This window comes from Mesonia sp. HuA40 (genome assembly GCF_008017835.1).
Lineage (GTDB): Bacteria > Bacteroidota > Bacteroidia > Flavobacteriales > Flavobacteriaceae > Mesonia.
In genome coordinates this window covers 1-19,279 of record NZ_VRLT01000056.1, presented here as the reverse complement: position 1 = coordinate 19,279, position 19,279 = coordinate 1, and the positions used below count along the sequence as shown (strand labels likewise).

Sequence of the window (19,279 nt, the reverse complement as noted above, 5' to 3'; positions counted from 1 at the left end):
ATTTTTTATCCTACAGAACCTTCTAAAGATATTTCTAGTAATTTTTGTGCTTCAACAGCGAACTCCATCGGTAGTTTGTTTAATACCTCTTTACTAAAACCATTTACTATTAGCGCTATGGCTTTTTCTGTATCTATACCCCGCTGGTTGCAATAAAAAATTTGATCTTCACCAATTTTACTTGTCGTTGCCTCGTGCTCTACTTGTGCCGATTTATTTTTGGTTTCTATATAAGGAAAAGTATGCGCTCCACATTCGTTGCCCATCAATAAAGAATCACACTCTGAGAAGTTTCGTGCATTTTCGGCTCTTTTGCTAATTTGCACTAGTCCGCGGTAAGAATTTTGCGACTGACCAGCAGAGATTCCTTTTGAAATAATAGTACTCTTGGTATTTTTACCTAAATGAATCATTTTGGTACCCGTATCAGCTTGTTGGTGATTGTTGGTTACAGCAACCGAGTAAAACTCACCTATACTGTTGTCTCCCTTTAATACACAGCTTGGATATTTCCACGTTACTGCACTTCCTGTCTCTACTTGAGTCCAGCTTATTTTGGAATTGGTTTCGCAAAGGCCTCGTTTAGTTACAAAATTAAACACTCCTCCTTTTCCTTCGGCATTACCAGGGTACCAGTTTTGCACGGTGCTGTATTTAATTTCGGCATCGTCTAGCGCGATGAGCTCAACCACTGCGGCGTGCAACTGGTTTTCATCTCGTTGTGGCGCTGTACAACCTTCTAAATAACTTACATAACTTCCTTTGTCAGCAACCACCAAGGTACGTTCAAACTGCCCTGTACCAGCCTGGTTAATTCTAAAATAAGTAGAGAGTTCCATAGGACACCTTACCCCTTTAGGGATATAGCAAAAAGATCCATCACTAAACACAGCTGAATTTAAAGCCGCATAAAAGTTATCTTTTTTAGGCACCACCGTCCCGATGTATTTTCTTACTAGTTCTGGATGATCCTGAATCGCTTCAGACATAGAGCAAAATATAATACCCTTTTCGGCTAAAGTTTTCTTAAATGTAGTAGTTACCGAAACTGAATCCATTACAACGTCTACAGCTACACCAGCCAATTTCTTCTGTTCATCAAGTGAAATACCCAGTTTTTTAAATGTGTCTAATAGTTCAGGATCTACCTCATCTAAACTTTCGTACTTTGGCTTTTTATTGGGAGCCGAGTAGTAAGAGATATTTTGAAAGTCTGGCTTTTCATATTTCACATTTGCCCATTCTGGCTCCTCCATTTCTCGCCAAATTCTAAAGGCTTCTAATCGCCACTCGGTCATCCATTCGGGCTCCTCTTTCTTTTTTGAAATGGCACGTACTACGTCTTCGTTTAGTCCTACTGGAAATGTATCAGACTCAATATCGGTGTAAAAACCATACTCATACTCTTTGGTTTTTAACTCTTCTCTTAAGTCGTCTTCGGTAAATTTATTCATTTAATCAAGTTTAAGGTTAATTCAGCTACTAGCATAAAATCTCAAGTATTTATTCTTCTGTAATACTAAAAACCGTTTTCCCGATGCGTCATTAACTTTTATTTTCAAAATTTGAAATTTTTTATTTTTCTACTGTGCCCTAAGGCTGTTTGGTTGATAAAAAGCAAACCATTTTTACGGCTCTTAAATTTTGTCGTTATTACAAACCCGTATTAAGCTTTTTTTCGCAATTAATTAAAGTGAAAAAGACTCTCCGCAACCACAGGTGCGTTGCGCGTTGGGGTTATTAAAAACAAAGCCTTTGCCGTTAAGCCCACCACTATACTCTAAGGTTGTACCCAACAAATACAAAAAACTTTTTTTATCTACGATTAGCTTTACGCCATTATCTTCAAAAATCTTATCCTCGTCTTGCTTAGTTTTGTCAAATTTTAAGTCGTAAGAAAGACCAGAGCACCCGCCGCTTTTCACTCCTACGCGCACAAAATCTTGTTGGGCATCAAAACCTTCTTCTGTCATTAATCCAGAAAGTTTTTGCCTAGCTTGTTCACTTACTTTTATCATCTTAATTTTATTTAAACTATATTGCCCACAAAGATACAATATAGCCCGCTTAATCCCATAGCGACTTTAGTTATTTTATTTATTTATGCATAGGTTTAAATTATAAAGCATAATCCATTTCTATCTTACAATACGATAACCATAATTACCTAGAAATAAATAGGTTATAATTTTACAAAATGCCTTATCCTTGAGCAGCCAGTGCTAAACTTACTTTTTAAATTTTAAATCTAGAATCGCTTCCGCGGAAGCGATAAATTTTTACTAATATGCATTCTGTTAGTCATTATTCTACTAATTTTGCATTTTATAAATATTGGAAAAATCACTTATGTTTGAAGACAATTTACCCAAAACCAGCTTATCTGAATTAGGCGAATTTGGACTTATAGATCACCTTACTCGCTTTGTAAAAACCCACCAGCCAACCACCCATAAAGGCATTGGCGATGATGCCGCGGTGATTAATCACGAAAAAGAGCAAAGTGTGATCACCACCGATATGCTGATTGAAGGAGTTCATTTTGATTTGGCCTACACCCCTTTAAAACACTTAGGTTACAAAGCCGTGATGGTAAATTTATCTGATGTGTATGCCATGAACGCCCAAGCTTCACAAATAACCGTGTCTGTAGCGGTATCTAACCGTTTTCCTGTAGAAGCGCTTGAAGAATTATATGCTGGTATCACTTTAGCTTGCGACACTTATAAAGTTGATTTGATAGGCGGCGACACTACCTCCTCACAAAGTGGTCTGGTAATTAGCATTACCGCAATTGGACAAGTGCAAACCAATAAAGTTACCTATAGAAGTGGAGCAAAGCCGAATGACCTATTGGTAGTAACGGGTGATCTTGGCGCTGCCTTTATGGGACTTAAAGTCTTAGAAAGAGAAAATGAGGTGTTTAAAGTAAATCCTAATGCGCAACCCGATTTAGAACCTTACGCCTATTTAGTTGAACGGCAATTAAAGCCCGAAGCTAGAAAAGACATTCCTCAACTCCTAGAGGCGCTCGAGGTAAAACCTACCAGTATGATAGATATTAGCGATGGTCTTTCTTCTGAAATAATACATTTATGCAGAAATGCTAAGGTTGGAGCAAATTTGTTTGAAGAAAAAATTCCGTTAGACCCAGCTGTTATCTCGGTATGCGAAGAATTTAATATTGACAGTACAACCATTGCTTTGAGTGGTGGCGAAGATTATGAATTATTGTTTACCATAGATCAAAACGATTACGATAAGATTAAGGGCAACCCTAATTTAACCGTAATTGGCCATATGACCGAAGAAAAAGAAGGCATGCACTTAATAACTCGTGCGAACCAAAAAATACCTATTAAAGCAAGAGGATGGAATTCTTTTGAAGATGAAAAGGATAAAGAATAAAACCTAAGCTTATATTATTTAAAAATCCCGCCAATGAGCGGGATTTTTAATTGATTTATTTTGATTTCATTAGCTTTAGTATAATCCAAATTGAAAACGGAGTTATTAACAAAAAACCTCCTAAAAGAGCTAATAACCTCCAAAGCTGATCTTCATAATTTATAATTTGATTCAATAATTGCCATAAAACAATTGCATTTAAAAGCACAACAGGAACTAGAACAGCGAGTAATCTTTTCTTCATTTAATATAAATTATTTAATAGTTTGATTTTAGACGTTTTATAACGGTAAAAGCTTTTTCAACCAGCGCATCATCTACCAAGGCTATAAATTCATTGGTGGTTGATACCACATCATAAACCGCAATGCCGTTCCAGGCCAAATCCTTGAAAATTTGATAGTACAATCCGGTAATTTTATAATTATCTTGTGGCAGTTTTACGCTTATAGCGGATAAATTTGCCCGAAAATGCATCTGCCTTTCTCCTTTAAAATAGCTATTCACCAAATCTTTCTGTGCACCTGAAATCATTAAATTACTCTCGGTTATACCTCGGGTAAACGCATAAAAAAGTTGCTCTCGATGGTTTATTTTATCGAGTAACTTTACTTGAGATGGAATTAAAGTGGCAGAATTCTCAAATGTATAAGCCACAATATCTGATTTTAAGGTTATATCGCCCAAAAGCCGTAGGCTTTTTTTTATTTGCCCAGATTGATGAATATGCGGCGGGATAGGATATCTACGCAACGCCATCATAATAGCTCCTGTCTTTACAGGTTTTCTAAGCAAATCACTGATTTTAGGCTGTAAATCACTTGCCAAAGCACTATAGTTTACAATACCTCGAGCTAAAGCTTCTTCTAAAAAGTGTTGCCCTTTCACCACTTCTCCAACAGCCTGTGCTACAGTCTTCATAATGTTATATATTTAACAGATTGTGTAAAATTAGTCAATTTTTGATAAAAAAATGGAATGATTCAAATGTACTTATACATTTGAACTCAGATTAAACTAATATGAAAGTTTTAAAATTCGGTGGAACCTCTGTAAGCTGTGCAAATAATATTGCACAAATTGCCCATATAGCTCAAAGATCAGGATCAAAATTTATGGTCTTTTCGGCATTGAGCGGAAGCACCAATCAGTTAACTCTTTTTGCTGATTTTTTGGCGCAAGAAAATTTTAAAGCGACTAATGAGTTAATCGAACAAATTACGCATCACTTTAGAAAATTTAGTTGTGATCTATTGGAAAATCATCCTGAGCAACTTCAGGTAGCCCTAGAATATGTTGGTTTACTAGCTACCTGGTTGGCAGGATGTTTCCAAAAGCCCTTCAGCGAAAGCCTAAAAAATGAGATTATTGCTCAAGGAGAATTGTTTTCTAGTCGATTAATAAGTTTGTATTTTAAATCACAACAAATTGAACATATATACTTACCTGCTCTAGATTTTATGCGCACCGATAAAGACGGTGAACCCGATTATTTTTATATCAAGCAACAGCTTAAACAACAATGTATAGGTTACCCCAATAATCCTATATGGGTTACCCAAGGTTTTATTTGTTTAGATGCCAAGGGTGAAATTGCCAATTTAGGTCGTGGCGGGAGCGATTATACCGCCACGATTATTGGTGCTTGTTTAGAAGCAGAAGAAGTTCAAATTTGGAGTGATATTGATGGCTTTCACAATAACGACCCTAGGTATGTAACACCCACCAAACCATTAGCAGAATTATCTTTTGATGAGGCGGCTGAGTTGGCTTATTTTGGTGCAAAAATCTTGCATCCGGCAACGGTATTGCCTGTTAAAAACCTAGGCATACCTGTACGTTTAAAAAATACTGTGCAACCAGAAGCAAAAGGGAGCTTAATCACACAGAAAACCTGTAAGACTGGGATCAAGGCCATTGCTGCCAAAGATGGCATTACCGTTATAAAAATAAAATCTGAACGCATGCTGCTGGCTCACGGATTTTTAAAAAAGGTTTTTGACATTTTTGAACGTTATCAAACAGCCATAGATATGATAACTACTTCTGAAATTGCCATCTCTTTAACCATAGACAACGACACTTATTTAGAACCAATAGCCAAAGAGTTATCGGTGTTTTCTCGCGTTCAAATAGAACAAGAAATGAGTATTATTTGCTTAGTTGGTAATTCTATTGTTAATCACCCAGATACCTCAAGACTTTTTCAAATAATGCAAGATGTAAATTTACGTATGATCGCATACGGTGGCAGCAACAACAATATATCTTTATTGGTAAATACTTCAGCCAAAAAGGCAGTTTTAAATAAACTTAACCACTATGTGTTTCGCACCCCAAAAAAAGAACTGCCTGAATTGGTTGAATACTAAAATTCATATTCGGTTACCCCAAGTATTTATTTTGTTAAACCGAAAAAACCAGCTCTTTGGAGCTGGTTTTTTAGTTAATTCTTATTTTAAAAAATTGGAATTATATAAATCATTAGTTTCCCTAGCCAAACCCGTCGGCAAATAAAGGAAAACGCTATAATGACCTTTATAAGAAGAGAATATTCTTGTTTTCCGAGCTTATTTGTTTTAAATAGAATTCCTAAGAAACTCCAACAATTCTGCTCTAGCTTCTAAATGTGTCATATGTCCGCCTTTAAAAGTCTTAAGTTGAGTATGGGTTGCTTTGGCGAGTTGCTGTAAGCTTTCTAAAGGAACAATTTCATCTTCTTCACCTGCCAAGAATATTTTCTCTCCAGTAAAATTGTTCAAAATATGGGTTCTATTCTTTCTAGACTTCAGACCTTCTATGGCCACTACAATATTTTCTACTGGCATTTGCTGCGCCTGTTCAACGAGCGTGTTGATGTGTTCTTGTAATTGCTCTCTACCTTCTTTTCCGAATAGATTAGTGATTGCCATCCGCACAAAAGCATTCTTGTTTTGCTTTACCAGGCGAATGGCTCGATTTCTATTGACAACACGTTCGGAGGAATCGGCTAGCGGTGTTGAATTTAAAAGCAACATTTTTTTTATCCTTAACGGAAATAATTCCGCGAAAGCGAGTGCAACATAACCTCCCATTGAATGCCCTAAAAAAGTAGCTTGTTTTATATTTAGTTGATTGAGCAAATGGTTAATTGATTGTGCCATCTCTTCCATAGTATGAATATAACCCAAGCGCTGCGAACTGCCATGCCCCAATAAATCTACACAAATAAAGCGCTTTTTTTCAGGCAATTCTGGCAGTATAGCCTCCCACATGCTGAGGTTTTCTAAAAAACCGTGTAAAAGTACAATTACCTCACCTCGCCCCGTGTCTGTATAGGCAATTTGTATATTTTTGTATTTGATGAAATTTTGCATAGCGCAAAAGTACAATGTTCACCCTTTAAAAAGTCTAACTACGTATGAAAATTAGTCCGTACCTTTTATTTTTATTCATGCTTTGTACCGCCATTTCCCAGGCACAACTTAGCGAAAAACAAATTGATGATTTGGTAAAAAACACCTTAACAACCTTTGAAGTGCCGGGTATTTCTGTTGGTATTGTTAAAGACGGGAAGGTAGTTTACGCCAAAGGCCACGGTTTGCGTTCATTGCAGTCTAAATTACCAATGAACGAAAAAACCTTGGTGGGGGTTGCCTCTAATTCAAAAGGTTTTACTGCCTTTGCACTAGCCATGCTGGTTGAAGATGGCTTAGTAAAATGGGATGACAAAGTGCGTGATCACCTGCCAGAATTCAGGTTACAAGATGCTTATGCCACCGAAAATATGCGCATTAAAGATTTACTCACCCATAATAGCGGTCTTGGTTTGGGAGCAGGTGATTTGATGTTCTTTCCCGAAGGAAATGACTTTAGCGCTCAAGAAATTGTAACCAATTTAAAACATATAGCGCCAACTAGCTCTCTGAGAAGTGAGTTTGCTTATAACAATAATATGTATATTGTTGCCGGTGAAGTAATTGAACGTTTAAGCGGACTCAGTTGGGAGGAGTTTATCGAGCAGCGTATTATGCAACCGGTAGGCATGAAAAACAGTAAGGCAGCCTACAATCGGGTAAGCGATAAAAGCAATAGTATAGCGGCGCATACCCGCACCGAAGGTAAAGTGATTCAAATACCGCATGACTGGAGCGAAACCGCTAATCCTGCAGGAGGAATTATGAGTAATATTCCCGATATGCTTACATGGGCTCAATTTTTAATGAATAATGCTCAAACCAAAAATGGCATACAATTGTTACCTGCCAAGCAATTGCACCAACTTTGGCAATTGCAAACTCCCCTACCAGTAAGCCCAAAAAACGATTATAACACGCATTTTTTTGGTTATGCTTTAGGTTGGTTTGTTAAAGATGTTGCCGGCTATAAAGAAGTAACACATACCGGAGGTTTACTAGGAACGGTAACTCAATTTACGTTAATTCCAGAATTAGATCTTGGTATTGTGGTTCTCACCAATCAAATGAATGGCAATGCTTTTAAAACCATTACCAATACGATTAAAGATAGCTACCTAGGGTACAAAAATAGAGATTGGTTAACACGTTATGACAAACAAAACCAAGATTGGCTAGCCAAAAATGATAGTATAAAGCGTGCAGTTTACCATCAAGTGGATTTAGCCAAAGAAAATCCACAAATTATTACTCCAAAACAAATAATTGGAGAATACAAAGACAATTGGATGGGAACCTTTAAAATCTATCAAGATAAAGGTAAATTACGCATAGCTTCTTTTAGATCTTCTCAACTGGTGGGCGATTTGTTGCCTTATAGCGCTACCACTTATGTTGCCAAGTGGGATAACAGAAGTTTTGATGCCGATGTTTTTGTGATTTTTAGTTTAGATGAAAACGCAATTGCCCAACAAGCGCGTATGCAATATATTGCTCCTATTACCGATTTTAGTTTCGACTTTGGCGACTTAAAGCTAAAGCGGATTAAGGACTAGGTTTTTTATAAACAAACAAAAGGAAGCTCGTTGAGCTTCCTTTTGTTTTAAAAAATAATAATCTCGAAAAGATACTACTTTTATTTATTCATTAAATCTTCAATTTCATCAGCCTCAATAGGGATATCAGCCATTAGATTTAAGGGTTCACCTTGTTCCTGAATAACCACATCATCTTCTAAGCGAATACCAAAACCTTCATCGGGGATATAAATTCCTGGTTCTACAGTAAACACCATATTCGCTTTTAAAGGCTCATACAATAAACCATAATCGTGCGTATCTAAACCGATATTATGTGAGGTACCGTGCATAAAATATTTTTTATACGCTGGCCATTCCGGGTTTTCATTTTGCACATCAGCTTTATCTAATAATTTCAAGTCAAGCAGTTCTGAGGTCATCAACTTACCAACTTCTTTGTGGTATTCGGTCCAATCTGCTCCTGGCACCAATAGTTGAGTGGCCAAATCTTTCACTTTATTAACCGAATTATACACCTCTTTTTGTCTTTTGGTAAATTTTCCTGAAACGGGAATAGTTCGAGACATATCGCTAGAATAATTAGCATACTCTGCACCAACATCCAGCAAGATAAGTTCACCCGCCTTACATTGTGCTTTATTTTCTATATAATGCAAAACATTGGCGTTGTTACCCGAAGCCACAATAGGTGTGTAGGCAAAGCCGCGTGAGCGATTACGCAAAAATTCGTGCATAAATTCTGCTTCTATTTCATATTCCCATACACCAGGTTTTACAAAATCTAAAATACGTTTAAATCCTTTTTCGGTAATTTTACAAGCTGCTTGCATTACTTCTAACTCCAAGCTGTGTTTCACCGCACGCAGTCGCTGCAAAATAGGATTACTTTTAGCTCTTTGATGAGCGGGGTAGGCTTCTGTTATCCATTTATTGAAACGCGCTTCTCTTGTTTCGGTTTCTACATTGGCTCGGTAATGCTCATTGGTATTAATATAAATGGTATCGCATTGAGCCATTAATTCGTGAAAAACTTTTTTAAAATCTTTTAACCAGTATACCGTTTTCACTCCTGAAATTTCAAGCGCTTTTTCTTTGTCTAATTTCTCCCCTTCCCAAACGGCGATATGCTCATTGGTTTCGGTAAGAAAAAGAATTTCTCTATGCTCTGGTTTTGGTGCATCGGGAAAAAGCACTAAAATACTCTGGTCTTGATCTACCCCACTTAGATAAAAAATGTTTTTATCTTGCTGAAAAGGCATGGTGCTATCTGCCCCCGTTGGATAAATATCATTGGAGTTAAAAACAGCCAAACTAGAAGGACGCATTTGCGCCATAAAGTTCTTTCTGTTCTCAATAAATAAGTCGTTGTTTATAGCTTGATATCTCATAAAACTTGAATTTTTTCAAAGGTAATAATTTGTCGTTGAATGCTCTATTTATATAGCACTAGATTCTGAATTGCAAAATTATATAGCTAGAAAAAAGTCAAAGTTTATACAGATTTACTTGAGATTTTGAAACCATACTCTTGTTTAAAACAAGAAAACCCTATTAACAAAATCCTGATCTAATTAGAATGCAAACAAAAATTAGCGGAAAGTATATTTGTTAAATTGCCATTTTTACACCCTTGCCTTATCGGAATTGTTTTTTTTTCGCCAAAATAAATCAGTTATCATTAAATATTATCTCAATAAATTAAAAACAAAACGAAACAGTTTGTTAATATTTATTCTAAATAAGAAGCTTGTTCTTTAGAAACTTTGCAAATGATATAGGATAGCTTATTTTTGTGCTAAATTCATAAAAAAATCATTACAACCAATGGGTGGATTACTAAAATCGTCTGTAGCAAAAAAGTTTGCTATGGCTCTGTCAGGTTTATTCCTAGTTTTATTTTTACTACAACATTTTACCATAAACTTTATATCGGTTATAAGCCCCGATGTATTCAATGAGATATCTCATTTTATGGGTACTAATTTTTTAGTGCAAGCCATCTTGCAACCCATCTTAATTTTTGGGGTGATTTTTCATTTTATTATGGGGTTTGTGCTTGAAATTCAAAACCGAAATGCTAGAAGCATAGGTTATGCCAACTATAAGGGCTCTGCTAATTCTAGCTGGATGTCTAGAAACATGATTTTTTCTGGAGCGGTTATCTTAGCCTTTTTAGGCTTGCATTTTTACGATTTTTGGTTTCCAGAAATTATGCACAAGTATATTGAAAGTCACCCAGAAGACCCAACACGCTATTATGAAGAAACCATCGCTAAATTTGAGAATCCTATACGCGTAGGTGTTTATGTGATTTCATTTGTTTTCTTAATGCTTCACTTATTGCATGGTTTTGCTTCTTCATTTCAATCGGTTGGATTTAATAACAAATATTCAAAAGGCTTGCAAGGTTTCACAAAGGCCTTCGCAATCTTAATCCCATTAGGGTTTATTTTTATAGCCGTTTATCACTATATTAATCACTTGTAATACGAAAGATTTATGTCAGTTTTAGATTCAAAAATACCATCAGGACCATTAGCCGATAAATGGACAAAACATAAAAACGAAATAAACTTAGTAAACCCAGCCAACAAAAGAAACATAGATGTGATTGTAGTTGGTACAGGTCTTGCAGGCGGTAGTGCAGCTGCCACCTTAGCCGAACTGGGTTATAATGTTAAGACTTTCTGCTACCAAGATTCACCGCGAAGAGCACACTCAATTGCAGCGCAAGGGGGTATAAATGCCTCAAAAAACTACCAGGGTGATGGCGATTCTGATTATCGTTTATTCTATGATACGGTTAAAGGAGGTGATTATCGTTCACGAGAAGCCAACGTATATCGCTTGGCCGAAGTATCGGGTAATATTATCGACCAATGTGTGGCACAAGGAGTGCCTTTTGCAAGAGAATATGGCGGACTATTAGACAACCGCTCATTTGGAGGGGTACTAGTATCGCGTACTTTCTACGCTAAAGGTCAGACGGGGCAGCAACTTTTATTAGGAGCATACTCGGCAATGAACAGACAAATCAACCGCGGGAAGATTCAATCTTTTACCCGTCATGAGATGATGGATTTAGTCTTGGTTGACGGTAAAGCAAGAGGAATTATTGCCCGAGATATGGTAACTGGAGAAATTCAAAGACATTCTGCACACGCAGTAGTTTTAGCTTCTGGAGGTTACGGTAATGTTTTCTTCTTATCAACTAATGCAATGGGTAGTAACGTGATGGCAGCATGGAGAGCACATAAGCGCGGTGCCTATTTTGCCAATCCTTGCTACACCCAAATTCACCCTACTTGTATACCCGTATCGGGAGACCACCAGTCTAAGCTTACGCTGATGTCTGAGTCTCTACGAAACGATGGACGTATATGGGTACCTAAAAAGAAAGAAGATGCAATCGCAATTCGCGAGGGCCGACTAAAACCTACTGATTTAAGTGAAGAAGAGCGCGATTATTATTTGGAGCGCAGATACCCTGCATTTGGTAACTTAGTACCAAGAGATGTAGCTTCAAGAGCAGCAAAAGAACGTTGTGACGCTGGGTTTGGAGTAAATAAAACAGGTGAGGCTGTATTCTTAGATTTTGCAAGTGCTATCGAGCGTTATGGTAAGGAAAAAGCTTTTACCTCTGGCCATAAAAATGCTTCAAAAGAAGAGATTACTCGTTTAGGAAAAGAAGTTGTCGAAGCAAAATACGGTAACCTTTTCCAGATGTATCAAAAAATTGTAGATCAAAATCCGTATGAAACACCTATGATGATTTATCCTGCGGTACATTATACAATGGGTGGTTTATGGGTTGATTATAATTTACAAACCACTATTCCTGGTTGTTATGCTGCAGGAGAGGCCAATTTCTCTGATCACGGTGCAAACCGATTAGGAGCTTCGGCCCTTATGCAAGGTTTAGCCGATGGATATTTTGTACTGCCTTACACCATTGGAGATTATTTATCTAATGACATTAGAACAGGAGCTATCTCAACAGATTTACCAGAGTTTGCCGAAGCCGAAAAAAATGTGAAGGATAAAATTGATCGTTTGATGAAAGCCAGTGGCAAACACTCAGTAGATCATTACCACAAGAAATTAGGTAAAATTATGTGGAACAAATGTGGTATGGCTAGAAACGCTCAAGGCTTACAAGAGGCTTTAGAAGAAATTAAAGCTTTACGTGAAGATTTTTGGAAGAATGTAAAGGTGACTGGAAAGGCTGAAACCAAAAATGCAGAACTTGAAAAAGCGGGAAGAGTAGCAGATTTTCTTGAGTTAGGTGAACTATTTGCTAAAGATGCTCTACACAGAAATGAGTCTTGTGGAGGCCACTTTAGAGAAGAGTATCAAACCGAAGAGGGCGAGGCATTACGAGATGATGAGAACTTTAAATATGTTGCCGCTTGGGAATATACCGGTGATCCGCGCGAAGCTAAATTACACAAAGAGGATTTAGTATTTGATAATATCGAATTAAAAACAAGGAGTTATAAATAATTTGAGAAATTGAAAAGCAGCTCGCCTCAATAGCGAAACTTTTAAATTTTTCAATCTTCAAATTAGGATTATGAAACTTACACTTAAAATATGGCGCCAAGACGGTGCTAACACCAAAGGAAAAATGGTCGACTATCCCATTGATGGTATAGAAGGAGATATGTCTTTTCTAGAAATGCTAGATGTATTGAATGAAGAATTAGTGGCCAAAGGAGAAGAACCAGTAGAGTTTGATCACGATTGCCGAGAAGGTATTTGCGGATCTTGTTCGCTACAAATTAACGGAGAGCCTCACGGTCCAGACCGTTTAATTACTACTTGTCAATTACACATGCGCTCTTTTAACGATGGAGATACCATTACCATAGAGCCTTTTAGAGCCAATGCATTTCCTGTAATTAAAGATTTAATCGTAGACAGAACAGCATTTGACCGCATTCAGCAAGCAGGTGGTTACGTATCGGTAAACACATCGGGTAACACAATAGATGCTAATTCTATTCCGGTAAATAAGCATAACGCCGATGATTCTTTTAATGCAGCCACTTGTATAGGCTGTGGTGCATGTGTAGCAGCTTGTAAAAATGCAAGTGCAATGCTTTTCACTTCAGCTAAGGTTTCTCAATATGCCTTATTACCACAAGGACGTGTAGAAGCTGTAGATCGTGTTCAAGCTATGGTACGTCAAATGGATGAAGAAGGTTTTGGAAATTGCTCGAATACAGGAGCTTGTGAACTTGAATGTCCTAAAGGTATTTCTCTTGAAAATATCGCACGTATGAATCGTGAATACCTTAGTGCAAATGCTAAAGGCTAGGAAATAACCTTACTTATAATACCAAAAAAAATCCTTTTCAATGAAAAGGATTTTTTTTAAGTTTAAAATAATCTACAGATTTCGCAAACCATCGAGCATCGCTTTCGTCATTTTATCTAAATCAAATTGGTGTTTCCAACCCCAGTCTTTTTGCGCCTGACTATCATCGATACTTGAAGGCCAAGAATCGGCTATAGCCTGTCTGAAATCTGGCGCGTAATCTATTCTAAAGTTAGGAATATGCTTTTTAATGCTTTCGGCAATTTCTTTAGGTGTAAAGCTAATACCACCTAAATTATAAGAAGATTTGATGCTTAAAGATTCCTTATCTGCATTCATTAAACGTATAGTTGCCTCAATGGCATCATCCATGAACATCATAGGTAAAGCTGTATCCTCACTTAAAAAACTGGTGTAAGATTGTTGGTTTAAAGCTTCGTGAAAAATCTCTACAGCATAATCAGTTGTTCCACCACCGGGAGCCGTTTTATAGCTAATTAAGCCAGGGTAGCGAATGCTCCGTACATCTACACCATATTTTTCATGATAATATTCGCACCAGCGCTCTCCTGTTTGCTTGCTAATTCCGTAAACGGTAGTAGGCTCCATTACCGTTGTTTGTGGCGTGTTAAGCTTTGGAGTAGTAGGTCCAAACACAGCGATACTCGAGGGCCAAAACAATTTGCTAATCTTCTTGTCTTTGGCTAGGTTTAATACATTGAAAAGAGAATTCATATTCAACTCCCAACCGCGCATGGGAAATTTTTCGGCGGTAGCACTTAGCATTGCCGCCATCAAATAAACCTCATCAATTTCATAGTGCATTACAATATCTTCAATTGCCTTATAATTGGTCGCATCTAAAATTTCAAAAGGACCAGTTTGCATCAGTTGTTCATTGCCTTCTCTAATATCGCTGGCAACTACATTTTCATTCCCAAACTTTTCTCTCAAAGTAAGGGTTAACTCCGTTCCTATCTGCCCGCAGGCTCCCATAATTAATATTTTATTTCCCATTGATTCATATATTTAAAAAGGCTTTAATAGCACCTCAAAAAAACAATTTTTTAAGCGCACTACAAAACTTTCCCACACGTAAATTGACCCAGAAAAAACAATATTCTTCTAAAAAATTGTATCTTTCGCATCTAAAAGCGCTTATATGAAAAGGATTTTTTCCCTGCCTTTCTTGCTCATCTTTTCAGTTTTAATAGGTTTGATTTCTTGCCAAAATAAATCTGATAAATCCAAAGAGAATTCTTTCCTAGAAAAACAAACTAACATTTTACAAAAAGATATTATTTTACCCACCTCAACCCAAGTAAAGCTGAGCAAAAAAACACAAGACACTGCCAATACCTGGGCCGATTTTAAAACCTTTGAAAATGAGCTTGAAAATTTAAAATCATCACATTACCAAGATTTGGTAGAAAACGCCACTAATCTAGCCAATATAGCAAAGCAATTAAACGACAGTGTGCCTCTTGTTTTTAAGGAAAATGCAATAGCGGCAAGGTTAAATGTTCTTTACACCCATACCAAAATGTTAGAGCAAGTGAGTCAGCGCCAAGTAAAAGACACCACTTTATTGAAAAATAATTTAGAGAAAGTCATCATCGCCTTCAATAACTTAAAGACGCAACTCAATGAAGTTTTTTTACCGAGCATAGAAGAATTTGAAGCTGAGCTTCTAGAATCTATAAAATCTAAAGATTCTGTAGCAACAAAAGAATAATGACCTGTAAATAAGAAAACAAATGAATAAGCTTTGTGTTTTTCTCCTTATCGGATTTTTTTCAGTGGCTGGAAGCGCACAAGTAAAAGATTCTACCAAAGCAGCTTTAAATAATTTTATAGATGCTTGGCACTTGGCTGCAGCAAATGCTCAATTTGACAGTTATTTTGATAAAATGCATAAAGAGGCCACCTTCATTGGTACACAAGCCGATGAGATCTGGGACAAGCAAGCTTTTATGCGCTATGCCGCACCGCATTTTCGCGCAGGAAAAGCTTGGCACTTTGAAGCTTTTAACAGAAAAATAAATGGAAACCAAAATACATATTGGTTTCACGAACTTTTAAAGACAGCTATGGGAGTTTGCCGTGGCTCTGGCGTTATCATAAAAACCGAAGATGGTTTTTTAATAAAGCAGTATGTTCTTTCATACACCATACCCAATGCTTTGGGTAAACAAGTTGTTTTATTTAAAAAAGAAAAAGACAACATTTTTTTAAAAGAAAACTATAAAAAGTCTGTAACAAATCAGCAAAGCAATAACTAATAGATAAAGATCAATAACAACAATACTAATGAAAACAAGATTAAAACCCCATTTGTTGGTTTTGGCTGGTGGTTTGGCATTATTTTCTTGCAAAGAAAATACCCAACAACTAGCACAATCAACAGAAAATGCCACACCCGGTATCGAATTGCAATATATGGATACCTTGGTAAGCCCAAAAGATAACTTTTATCAATATGTGAACGGAACTTGGCTACGAGAAACCAAAATCCCAGATGACAGAACTTCTTGGGGAGGTTTCCAAGTATTAAGGCAAAGTACAGACAACGATGTATTGGCAATAATCGACAAAGCGATTGAAAACGAAGCCTATGCTCCAGACACCGATCAAGCTAAGGCTCTATTTTTGTTTAAATCTAAACTAGACACCCTTGCACGAAATGAGGCTAGTATTACTCCTATTGAGCCAGTACTTGAGCAAATAGAGAAGATACAAAGCATTGCAGAATTACAAGAAGCATTAGCAAAGAATCCTACAGCAGTTTCGGCTCCATTCTTTAGTTTAGGAGCTTATGCCAACCCTTCTAATTCAAATATTAATGCTGCCTATCTCGCCCCTGATGGTCTTGGTTTACCCGAGAGAGATTATTACATCAAAGATGATGCAGACTCAAAAGCTATTCGAGAAGATTACAAAGCCTATATTGCTAAAATGTTAGTTAAAATAGGTGAAGACGAAGAAAGCGCTAAAGCTCAAGCCGAAACAATTTTAGCCTGGGAAACCAAACTCGCCGAGCCTAGATTAGATAAGGTACAAAGCCGCGACTTTAGAAACTTTAACAATCCCACCTCAATAGAGGAATTACAGCAAATGGTTCCGGCTATAGATTGGAAAAAATACTTTACAGAACTTGGAGTTGAAAAAGAATTAGACACTGTACTGGTTATGCAACCTAAATATATGGCTACCGTACAACAAGTATTACAACCAGAAAACCTAAATGAAATTAAAACCTTAATGCGTTGGGCCACCTTAAATAGTGCCTCTAGTCAATTAAGTACAGATTTAGAGCAAGCTAGCTGGGAGTTTTACAGCAAACGTTTAAATGGTGCTCAAAAAATGAGACCTGCGAGAGAGCGTGCTTTAGTGACGGTAAATAACGCTATCGGCGAAGCCTTAGGCCAATTGTATGTAGATGAAAAGTTTCCGCCAGAAGCGAAAGCAAAGGCTAAAGAAATGATAGACAACGTAATTGCAGCCTACCAAGCCCGAATTGAGCAATTAGACTGGATGAGTGCAGAAACCAAGAAGAAAGCTATTGAGAAGCTGGACAAATTTACAGTTAAAATTGGCTATCCAGATCAGTGGGAAGATTACTCTGATTTAAACGTAACACAAGACAATAGTTACTATGCAAATATGCAAGCCATATCTCAATGGGCTATGCAAGATAATTTGGCCGAAATTTATGAGCCTGTAGACAAAAGTAAATGGGGAATGTCTCCTCAAACAGTGAATGCTTACTTTAACCCTATGTTTAACGAAATTGTATTTCCTGCAGCGATTTTACAACCACCATTTTATAATTACAAAGCAGATGCTGCAGTAAATTATGGTGGAATCGGGGCAGTAATAGGTCATGAAATTTCACATGCTTTTGATGACAGTGGTGCACGCTTTGACGCCGAAGGAAATTTAAACAACTGGTGGACAGATAAAGATTTAGAAGAATTCACCAAGCGAGGAAACCAATTGGCCGAACAATACAGCGCCATCGAAGTTTTAGACAGCGTATATATCAACGGTAAATTTACGTTAGGTGAAAACATTGGCGACCTAGGCGGCGTTTTAGGGGCTTATGACGGATTACAACGCCACTTTAAAGAGCACGGTAGACCCGAAAACATCGATGGATTTACCCCCGAACAACGCTTTTTCTTATCGTGGGCTACTGTTTGGAGAACCAAATCTCGTGAAGAAGCCTTACGTTCACAAATAAAGACAGATCCGCATTCTCCAGGGCAATATAGAGCTTATGTACCTTTGCAAAATGTTGATGCATTTTACGAAGCATTTGACATAAAAGAAGGAGATTCTATGTATGTAGCTCCAAAAGATAGAGTTGCTATTTGGTAAGCGCTTTTGAATATATTTATAAAAAACAAAACCCATCTAAAGTTCGATGGGTTTTGTTTTTTCGTGATTATTTTTAATGAAATAAGAATTTTATATTGATTACTATAGAAGAGTACTAGTTTTTAATCAGTTTCTGAGTATAAACTTGCTTACCACTTCTAAGTTTTAAAAAATAAACTCCGCTAGCTAAATTTGAAATATCATAGGTTTCTTGCTGATGAAATGTTTTTATCAGTTTACCTTGTAGGTTGTAAAGTTTTATTTGATCTAAATTTCTGGTTGATTTAATATGAAATTGATGGCTTGCCGGGTTGGGGTATAGGCTAAAGTTTATTTTCTCTTTTGAAGCTGTATGCAATTTTTCACAATCATCTGAATAGGAAAGAACGCCGGTTTGTGAGTTGTAGGTAACGTTCCAACTTGCATAAACACCTTGTGCATTTTGAGCCGCAACAGGATCTGTTACATTTATGCAGATGTCTTGCCAGTCTCCAGTAAAATTCATAGTTAAATTAGTTAGATTGACATCGCTTCCTTCTAAATCTATAAATTCTAACGCACCCACATCTAAAGATTCTAAGGTGGTTAAATTAGGATTGTTGGTTAAATATAAATGAACTAATATATTATTATGAGTATCACCTTGACTTGTAAAATACAATTCTTCCAGCGCTGTTAAAGTTGACAAATCTAAGTAAGGAGGTATATCTACTTCACCTGAATTAATAAAGCCTATCCCACTAATATTTAGTACCTGTAAAGCAGTAAAATCTTTTATTCCTTCGATATCTGAAATAGGAAGATGACTGGACGCACTTAAATCTAAATGCGTAACTTGGTCTATATCTGAAGTTAAGACTTGATAATTAACTGTATTATCACTATCGATTCCCAAATCGATTAAGGTTTGCTCAAAATTATTATCGAATATAAACGTAGTTTGAGTAAAACCTACTAAACTTATCAAAAATACGAGAGTTGTTATTAATGTTTTCATAATGATTTTTTATTGAATTACTAAATTTTTGCTTTCAATCACTTAAACTTGAATAGTTCTGTAGGTTAGCATTCTCCAAAAAAAGACAATCATCATAATTTTGTTGTGCTATCAAAAAAGGAGATATCATTAAAAAAACGATGCATAGACTAAGCAGTTGCTGTTGTTTTGTTGTTTTGTTGTTTTGTTGTTTTGTTGTTTTGTTGTTTTGTTGTTTTGTTGTTTTGTTGTTTTGTTG

Annotated in this window: 18 protein-coding genes; 9 read left to right on the top strand and 9 right to left on the bottom strand. The window is 36.7% G+C overall.

What is annotated here, in order from left to right:
- Positions 1-5: 5 nt before the first annotated feature.
- Together sufB and FT993_RS08825 are read right to left on the bottom strand one after the other, a co-directional pair.
- Positions 6-1,454, bottom strand: a complete 1,449-nt coding sequence (gene sufB, locus FT993_RS08830) for a Fe-S cluster assembly protein SufB (RefSeq protein WP_147862184.1) — start codon at positions 1,452-1,454, stop codon at positions 6-8.
- Positions 1,455-1,688: 234 nt separating this feature from the next.
- On the bottom strand, positions 1,689-2,018 hold the full coding sequence (locus tag FT993_RS08825; RefSeq protein ID WP_147862183.1) for an iron-sulfur cluster assembly accessory protein: 330 nt from the start codon (positions 2,016-2,018) through the stop codon (positions 1,689-1,691).
- A 331-nt stretch (positions 2,019-2,349) separates the two neighbouring features.
- Here FT993_RS08825 and thiL point away from each other — a divergent pair, with 331 nt between their 5' ends.
- Entirely contained in the window at positions 2,350-3,408 is a 1,059-nt protein-coding gene (gene thiL / locus FT993_RS08820; RefSeq protein WP_147862182.1) for a thiamine-phosphate kinase, read from the top strand.
- A gap of 55 nt (positions 3,409-3,463) precedes the next feature.
- Here the strand turns inward: thiL and FT993_RS08815 are convergent, their stop codons facing one another.
- Both FT993_RS08815 and FT993_RS08810 read right to left on the bottom strand, forming a co-directional pair.
- Positions 3,464-3,652, bottom strand: coding sequence for a hypothetical protein (locus tag FT993_RS08815; RefSeq protein ID WP_147862181.1), 189 nt, complete (start codon positions 3,650-3,652; stop codon positions 3,464-3,466).
- A 14-nt stretch (positions 3,653-3,666) separates the two neighbouring features.
- Entirely contained in the window at positions 3,667-4,329 is a 663-nt protein-coding gene (locus tag FT993_RS08810) for a hypothetical protein (protein ID WP_147862180.1), read from the bottom strand.
- 101 nt (positions 4,330-4,430) lie between these two features.
- Between FT993_RS08810 and FT993_RS08805 the strand changes: the two genes are divergently transcribed.
- The gene (locus tag FT993_RS08805) at positions 4,431-5,780 is read left to right on the top strand and encodes an aspartate kinase (RefSeq protein WP_147862179.1); all 1,350 of its coding nucleotides are present in this window, start codon (positions 4,431-4,433) and stop codon (positions 5,778-5,780) included.
- Positions 5,781-5,987: 207 nt separating this feature from the next.
- Here FT993_RS08805 and FT993_RS08800 read toward each other — a convergent pair whose 3' ends face one another.
- The gene (locus FT993_RS08800) at positions 5,988-6,764 is read right to left on the bottom strand and encodes an alpha/beta fold hydrolase (RefSeq protein WP_147862178.1); all 777 of its coding nucleotides are present in this window, start codon (positions 6,762-6,764) and stop codon (positions 5,988-5,990) included.
- Between the two features lie 44 nt (positions 6,765-6,808).
- Between FT993_RS08800 and FT993_RS08795 the strand changes: the two genes are divergently transcribed.
- The gene (locus FT993_RS08795; protein ID WP_147862177.1) at positions 6,809-8,359 is read left to right on the top strand and encodes a serine hydrolase; all 1,551 of its coding nucleotides are present in this window, start codon (positions 6,809-6,811) and stop codon (positions 8,357-8,359) included.
- 80 nt (positions 8,360-8,439) lie between these two features.
- Here FT993_RS08795 and FT993_RS08790 read toward each other — a convergent pair whose 3' ends face one another.
- Positions 8,440-9,732: an aminopeptidase P family protein gene (locus FT993_RS08790; protein ID WP_147862176.1), complete on the bottom strand. Its 1,293-nt coding sequence runs from the start codon at positions 9,730-9,732 to the stop codon at positions 8,440-8,442.
- 436 nt (positions 9,733-10,168) lie between these two features.
- On the opposite strand from FT993_RS08790, the gene FT993_RS08785 reads away from it, so the two are divergent.
- The 3 genes from FT993_RS08785 (at position 10,169) to FT993_RS08775 (ending at position 13,664) form a co-directional block, all read left to right on the top strand.
- On the top strand, positions 10,169-10,831 hold the full coding sequence (locus FT993_RS08785) for a succinate dehydrogenase cytochrome b subunit (protein ID WP_147862175.1): 663 nt from the start codon (positions 10,169-10,171) through the stop codon (positions 10,829-10,831).
- Between the two features lie 12 nt (positions 10,832-10,843).
- Positions 10,844-12,847: a fumarate reductase/succinate dehydrogenase flavoprotein subunit gene (locus FT993_RS08780; RefSeq protein WP_147862174.1), complete on the top strand. Its 2,004-nt coding sequence runs from the start codon at positions 10,844-10,846 to the stop codon at positions 12,845-12,847.
- A 70-nt stretch (positions 12,848-12,917) separates the two neighbouring features.
- Entirely contained in the window at positions 12,918-13,664 is a 747-nt protein-coding gene (locus FT993_RS08775) for a succinate dehydrogenase/fumarate reductase iron-sulfur subunit (protein ID WP_147862173.1), read from the top strand.
- Between the two features lie 72 nt (positions 13,665-13,736).
- On the opposite strand, the gene FT993_RS08770 is transcribed toward FT993_RS08775, so the two are convergent.
- Positions 13,737-14,681 (bottom strand): NAD-dependent epimerase/dehydratase family protein, encoded by a 945-nt coding sequence (locus tag FT993_RS08770; protein ID WP_147862172.1) that lies wholly within the window; start codon positions 14,679-14,681, stop codon positions 13,737-13,739.
- Between the two features lie 145 nt (positions 14,682-14,826).
- Here FT993_RS08770 and FT993_RS08765 point away from each other — a divergent pair, with 145 nt between their 5' ends.
- Genes FT993_RS08765 through FT993_RS08755 form a run of 3 tightly spaced genes read left to right on the top strand, consistent with a single transcriptional unit; the run spans position 14,827 to position 18,044 of the window.
- Positions 14,827-15,399 (top strand): hypothetical protein, encoded by a 573-nt coding sequence (locus tag FT993_RS08765; RefSeq protein WP_147862171.1) that lies wholly within the window; start codon positions 14,827-14,829, stop codon positions 15,397-15,399.
- Positions 15,400-15,421: 22 nt separating this feature from the next.
- Positions 15,422-15,946: a nuclear transport factor 2 family protein gene (locus FT993_RS08760; RefSeq protein ID WP_147862170.1), complete on the top strand. Its 525-nt coding sequence runs from the start codon at positions 15,422-15,424 to the stop codon at positions 15,944-15,946.
- Between the two features lie 28 nt (positions 15,947-15,974).
- Positions 15,975-18,044 (top strand): M13 family metallopeptidase, encoded by a 2,070-nt coding sequence (locus FT993_RS08755; RefSeq protein ID WP_147862169.1) that lies wholly within the window; start codon positions 15,975-15,977, stop codon positions 18,042-18,044.
- 115 nt (positions 18,045-18,159) lie between these two features.
- Here the strand turns inward: FT993_RS08755 and FT993_RS08750 are convergent, their stop codons facing one another.
- Positions 18,160-19,041 (bottom strand): T9SS type A sorting domain-containing protein, encoded by an 882-nt coding sequence (locus tag FT993_RS08750; protein ID WP_147862168.1) that lies wholly within the window; start codon positions 19,039-19,041, stop codon positions 18,160-18,162.
- A 34-nt stretch (positions 19,042-19,075) separates the two neighbouring features.
- Positions 19,076-19,279, bottom strand: a 204-nt coding sequence (locus tag FT993_RS12430) for a hypothetical protein (protein ID WP_222708309.1), incomplete at its 5' end; no start/stop codon positions are given.

What these genes read in the sequence shown, in the direction of transcription:
- sufB (WP_147862184.1), bottom strand. Translation starts at nt 1,454, where the DNA reads ATGAATAAATTTACCGAAGACGACTTAAGAGAAGAGTTAAAAACCAAA.
- FT993_RS08825 (WP_147862183.1), bottom strand. Translation starts at nt 2,018, where the DNA reads ATGATAAAAGTAAGTGAACAAGCTAGGCAAAAACTTTCTGGATTAATG.
- thiL (WP_147862182.1), top strand. Translation starts at nt 2,350, where the DNA reads ATGTTTGAAGACAATTTACCCAAAACCAGCTTATCTGAATTAGGCGAA.
- FT993_RS08815 (WP_147862181.1), bottom strand. Translation starts at nt 3,652, where the DNA reads ATGAAGAAAAGATTACTCGCTGTTCTAGTTCCTGTTGTGCTTTTAAAT.
- FT993_RS08810 (WP_147862180.1), bottom strand. Translation starts at nt 4,329, where the DNA reads ATGAAGACTGTAGCACAGGCTGTTGGAGAAGTGGTGAAAGGGCAACAC.
- FT993_RS08805 (WP_147862179.1), top strand. Translation starts at nt 4,431, where the DNA reads ATGAAAGTTTTAAAATTCGGTGGAACCTCTGTAAGCTGTGCAAATAAT.
- FT993_RS08800 (WP_147862178.1), bottom strand. Translation starts at nt 6,764, where the DNA reads ATGCAAAATTTCATCAAATACAAAAATATACAAATTGCCTATACAGAC.
- FT993_RS08795 (WP_147862177.1), top strand. Translation starts at nt 6,809, where the DNA reads ATGAAAATTAGTCCGTACCTTTTATTTTTATTCATGCTTTGTACCGCC.
- FT993_RS08790 (WP_147862176.1), bottom strand. Translation starts at nt 9,732, where the DNA reads ATGAGATATCAAGCTATAAACAACGACTTATTTATTGAGAACAGAAAG.
- FT993_RS08785 (WP_147862175.1), top strand. Translation starts at nt 10,169, where the DNA reads ATGGGTGGATTACTAAAATCGTCTGTAGCAAAAAAGTTTGCTATGGCT.
- FT993_RS08780 (WP_147862174.1), top strand. Translation starts at nt 10,844, where the DNA reads ATGTCAGTTTTAGATTCAAAAATACCATCAGGACCATTAGCCGATAAA.
- FT993_RS08775 (WP_147862173.1), top strand. Translation starts at nt 12,918, where the DNA reads ATGAAACTTACACTTAAAATATGGCGCCAAGACGGTGCTAACACCAAA.
- FT993_RS08770 (WP_147862172.1), bottom strand. Translation starts at nt 14,681, where the DNA reads ATGGGAAATAAAATATTAATTATGGGAGCCTGCGGGCAGATAGGAACG.
- FT993_RS08765 (WP_147862171.1), top strand. Translation starts at nt 14,827, where the DNA reads ATGAAAAGGATTTTTTCCCTGCCTTTCTTGCTCATCTTTTCAGTTTTA.
- FT993_RS08760 (WP_147862170.1), top strand. Translation starts at nt 15,422, where the DNA reads ATGAATAAGCTTTGTGTTTTTCTCCTTATCGGATTTTTTTCAGTGGCT.
- FT993_RS08755 (WP_147862169.1), top strand. Translation starts at nt 15,975, where the DNA reads ATGAAAACAAGATTAAAACCCCATTTGTTGGTTTTGGCTGGTGGTTTG.
- FT993_RS08750 (WP_147862168.1), bottom strand. Translation starts at nt 19,041, where the DNA reads ATGAAAACATTAATAACAACTCTCGTATTTTTGATAAGTTTAGTAGGT.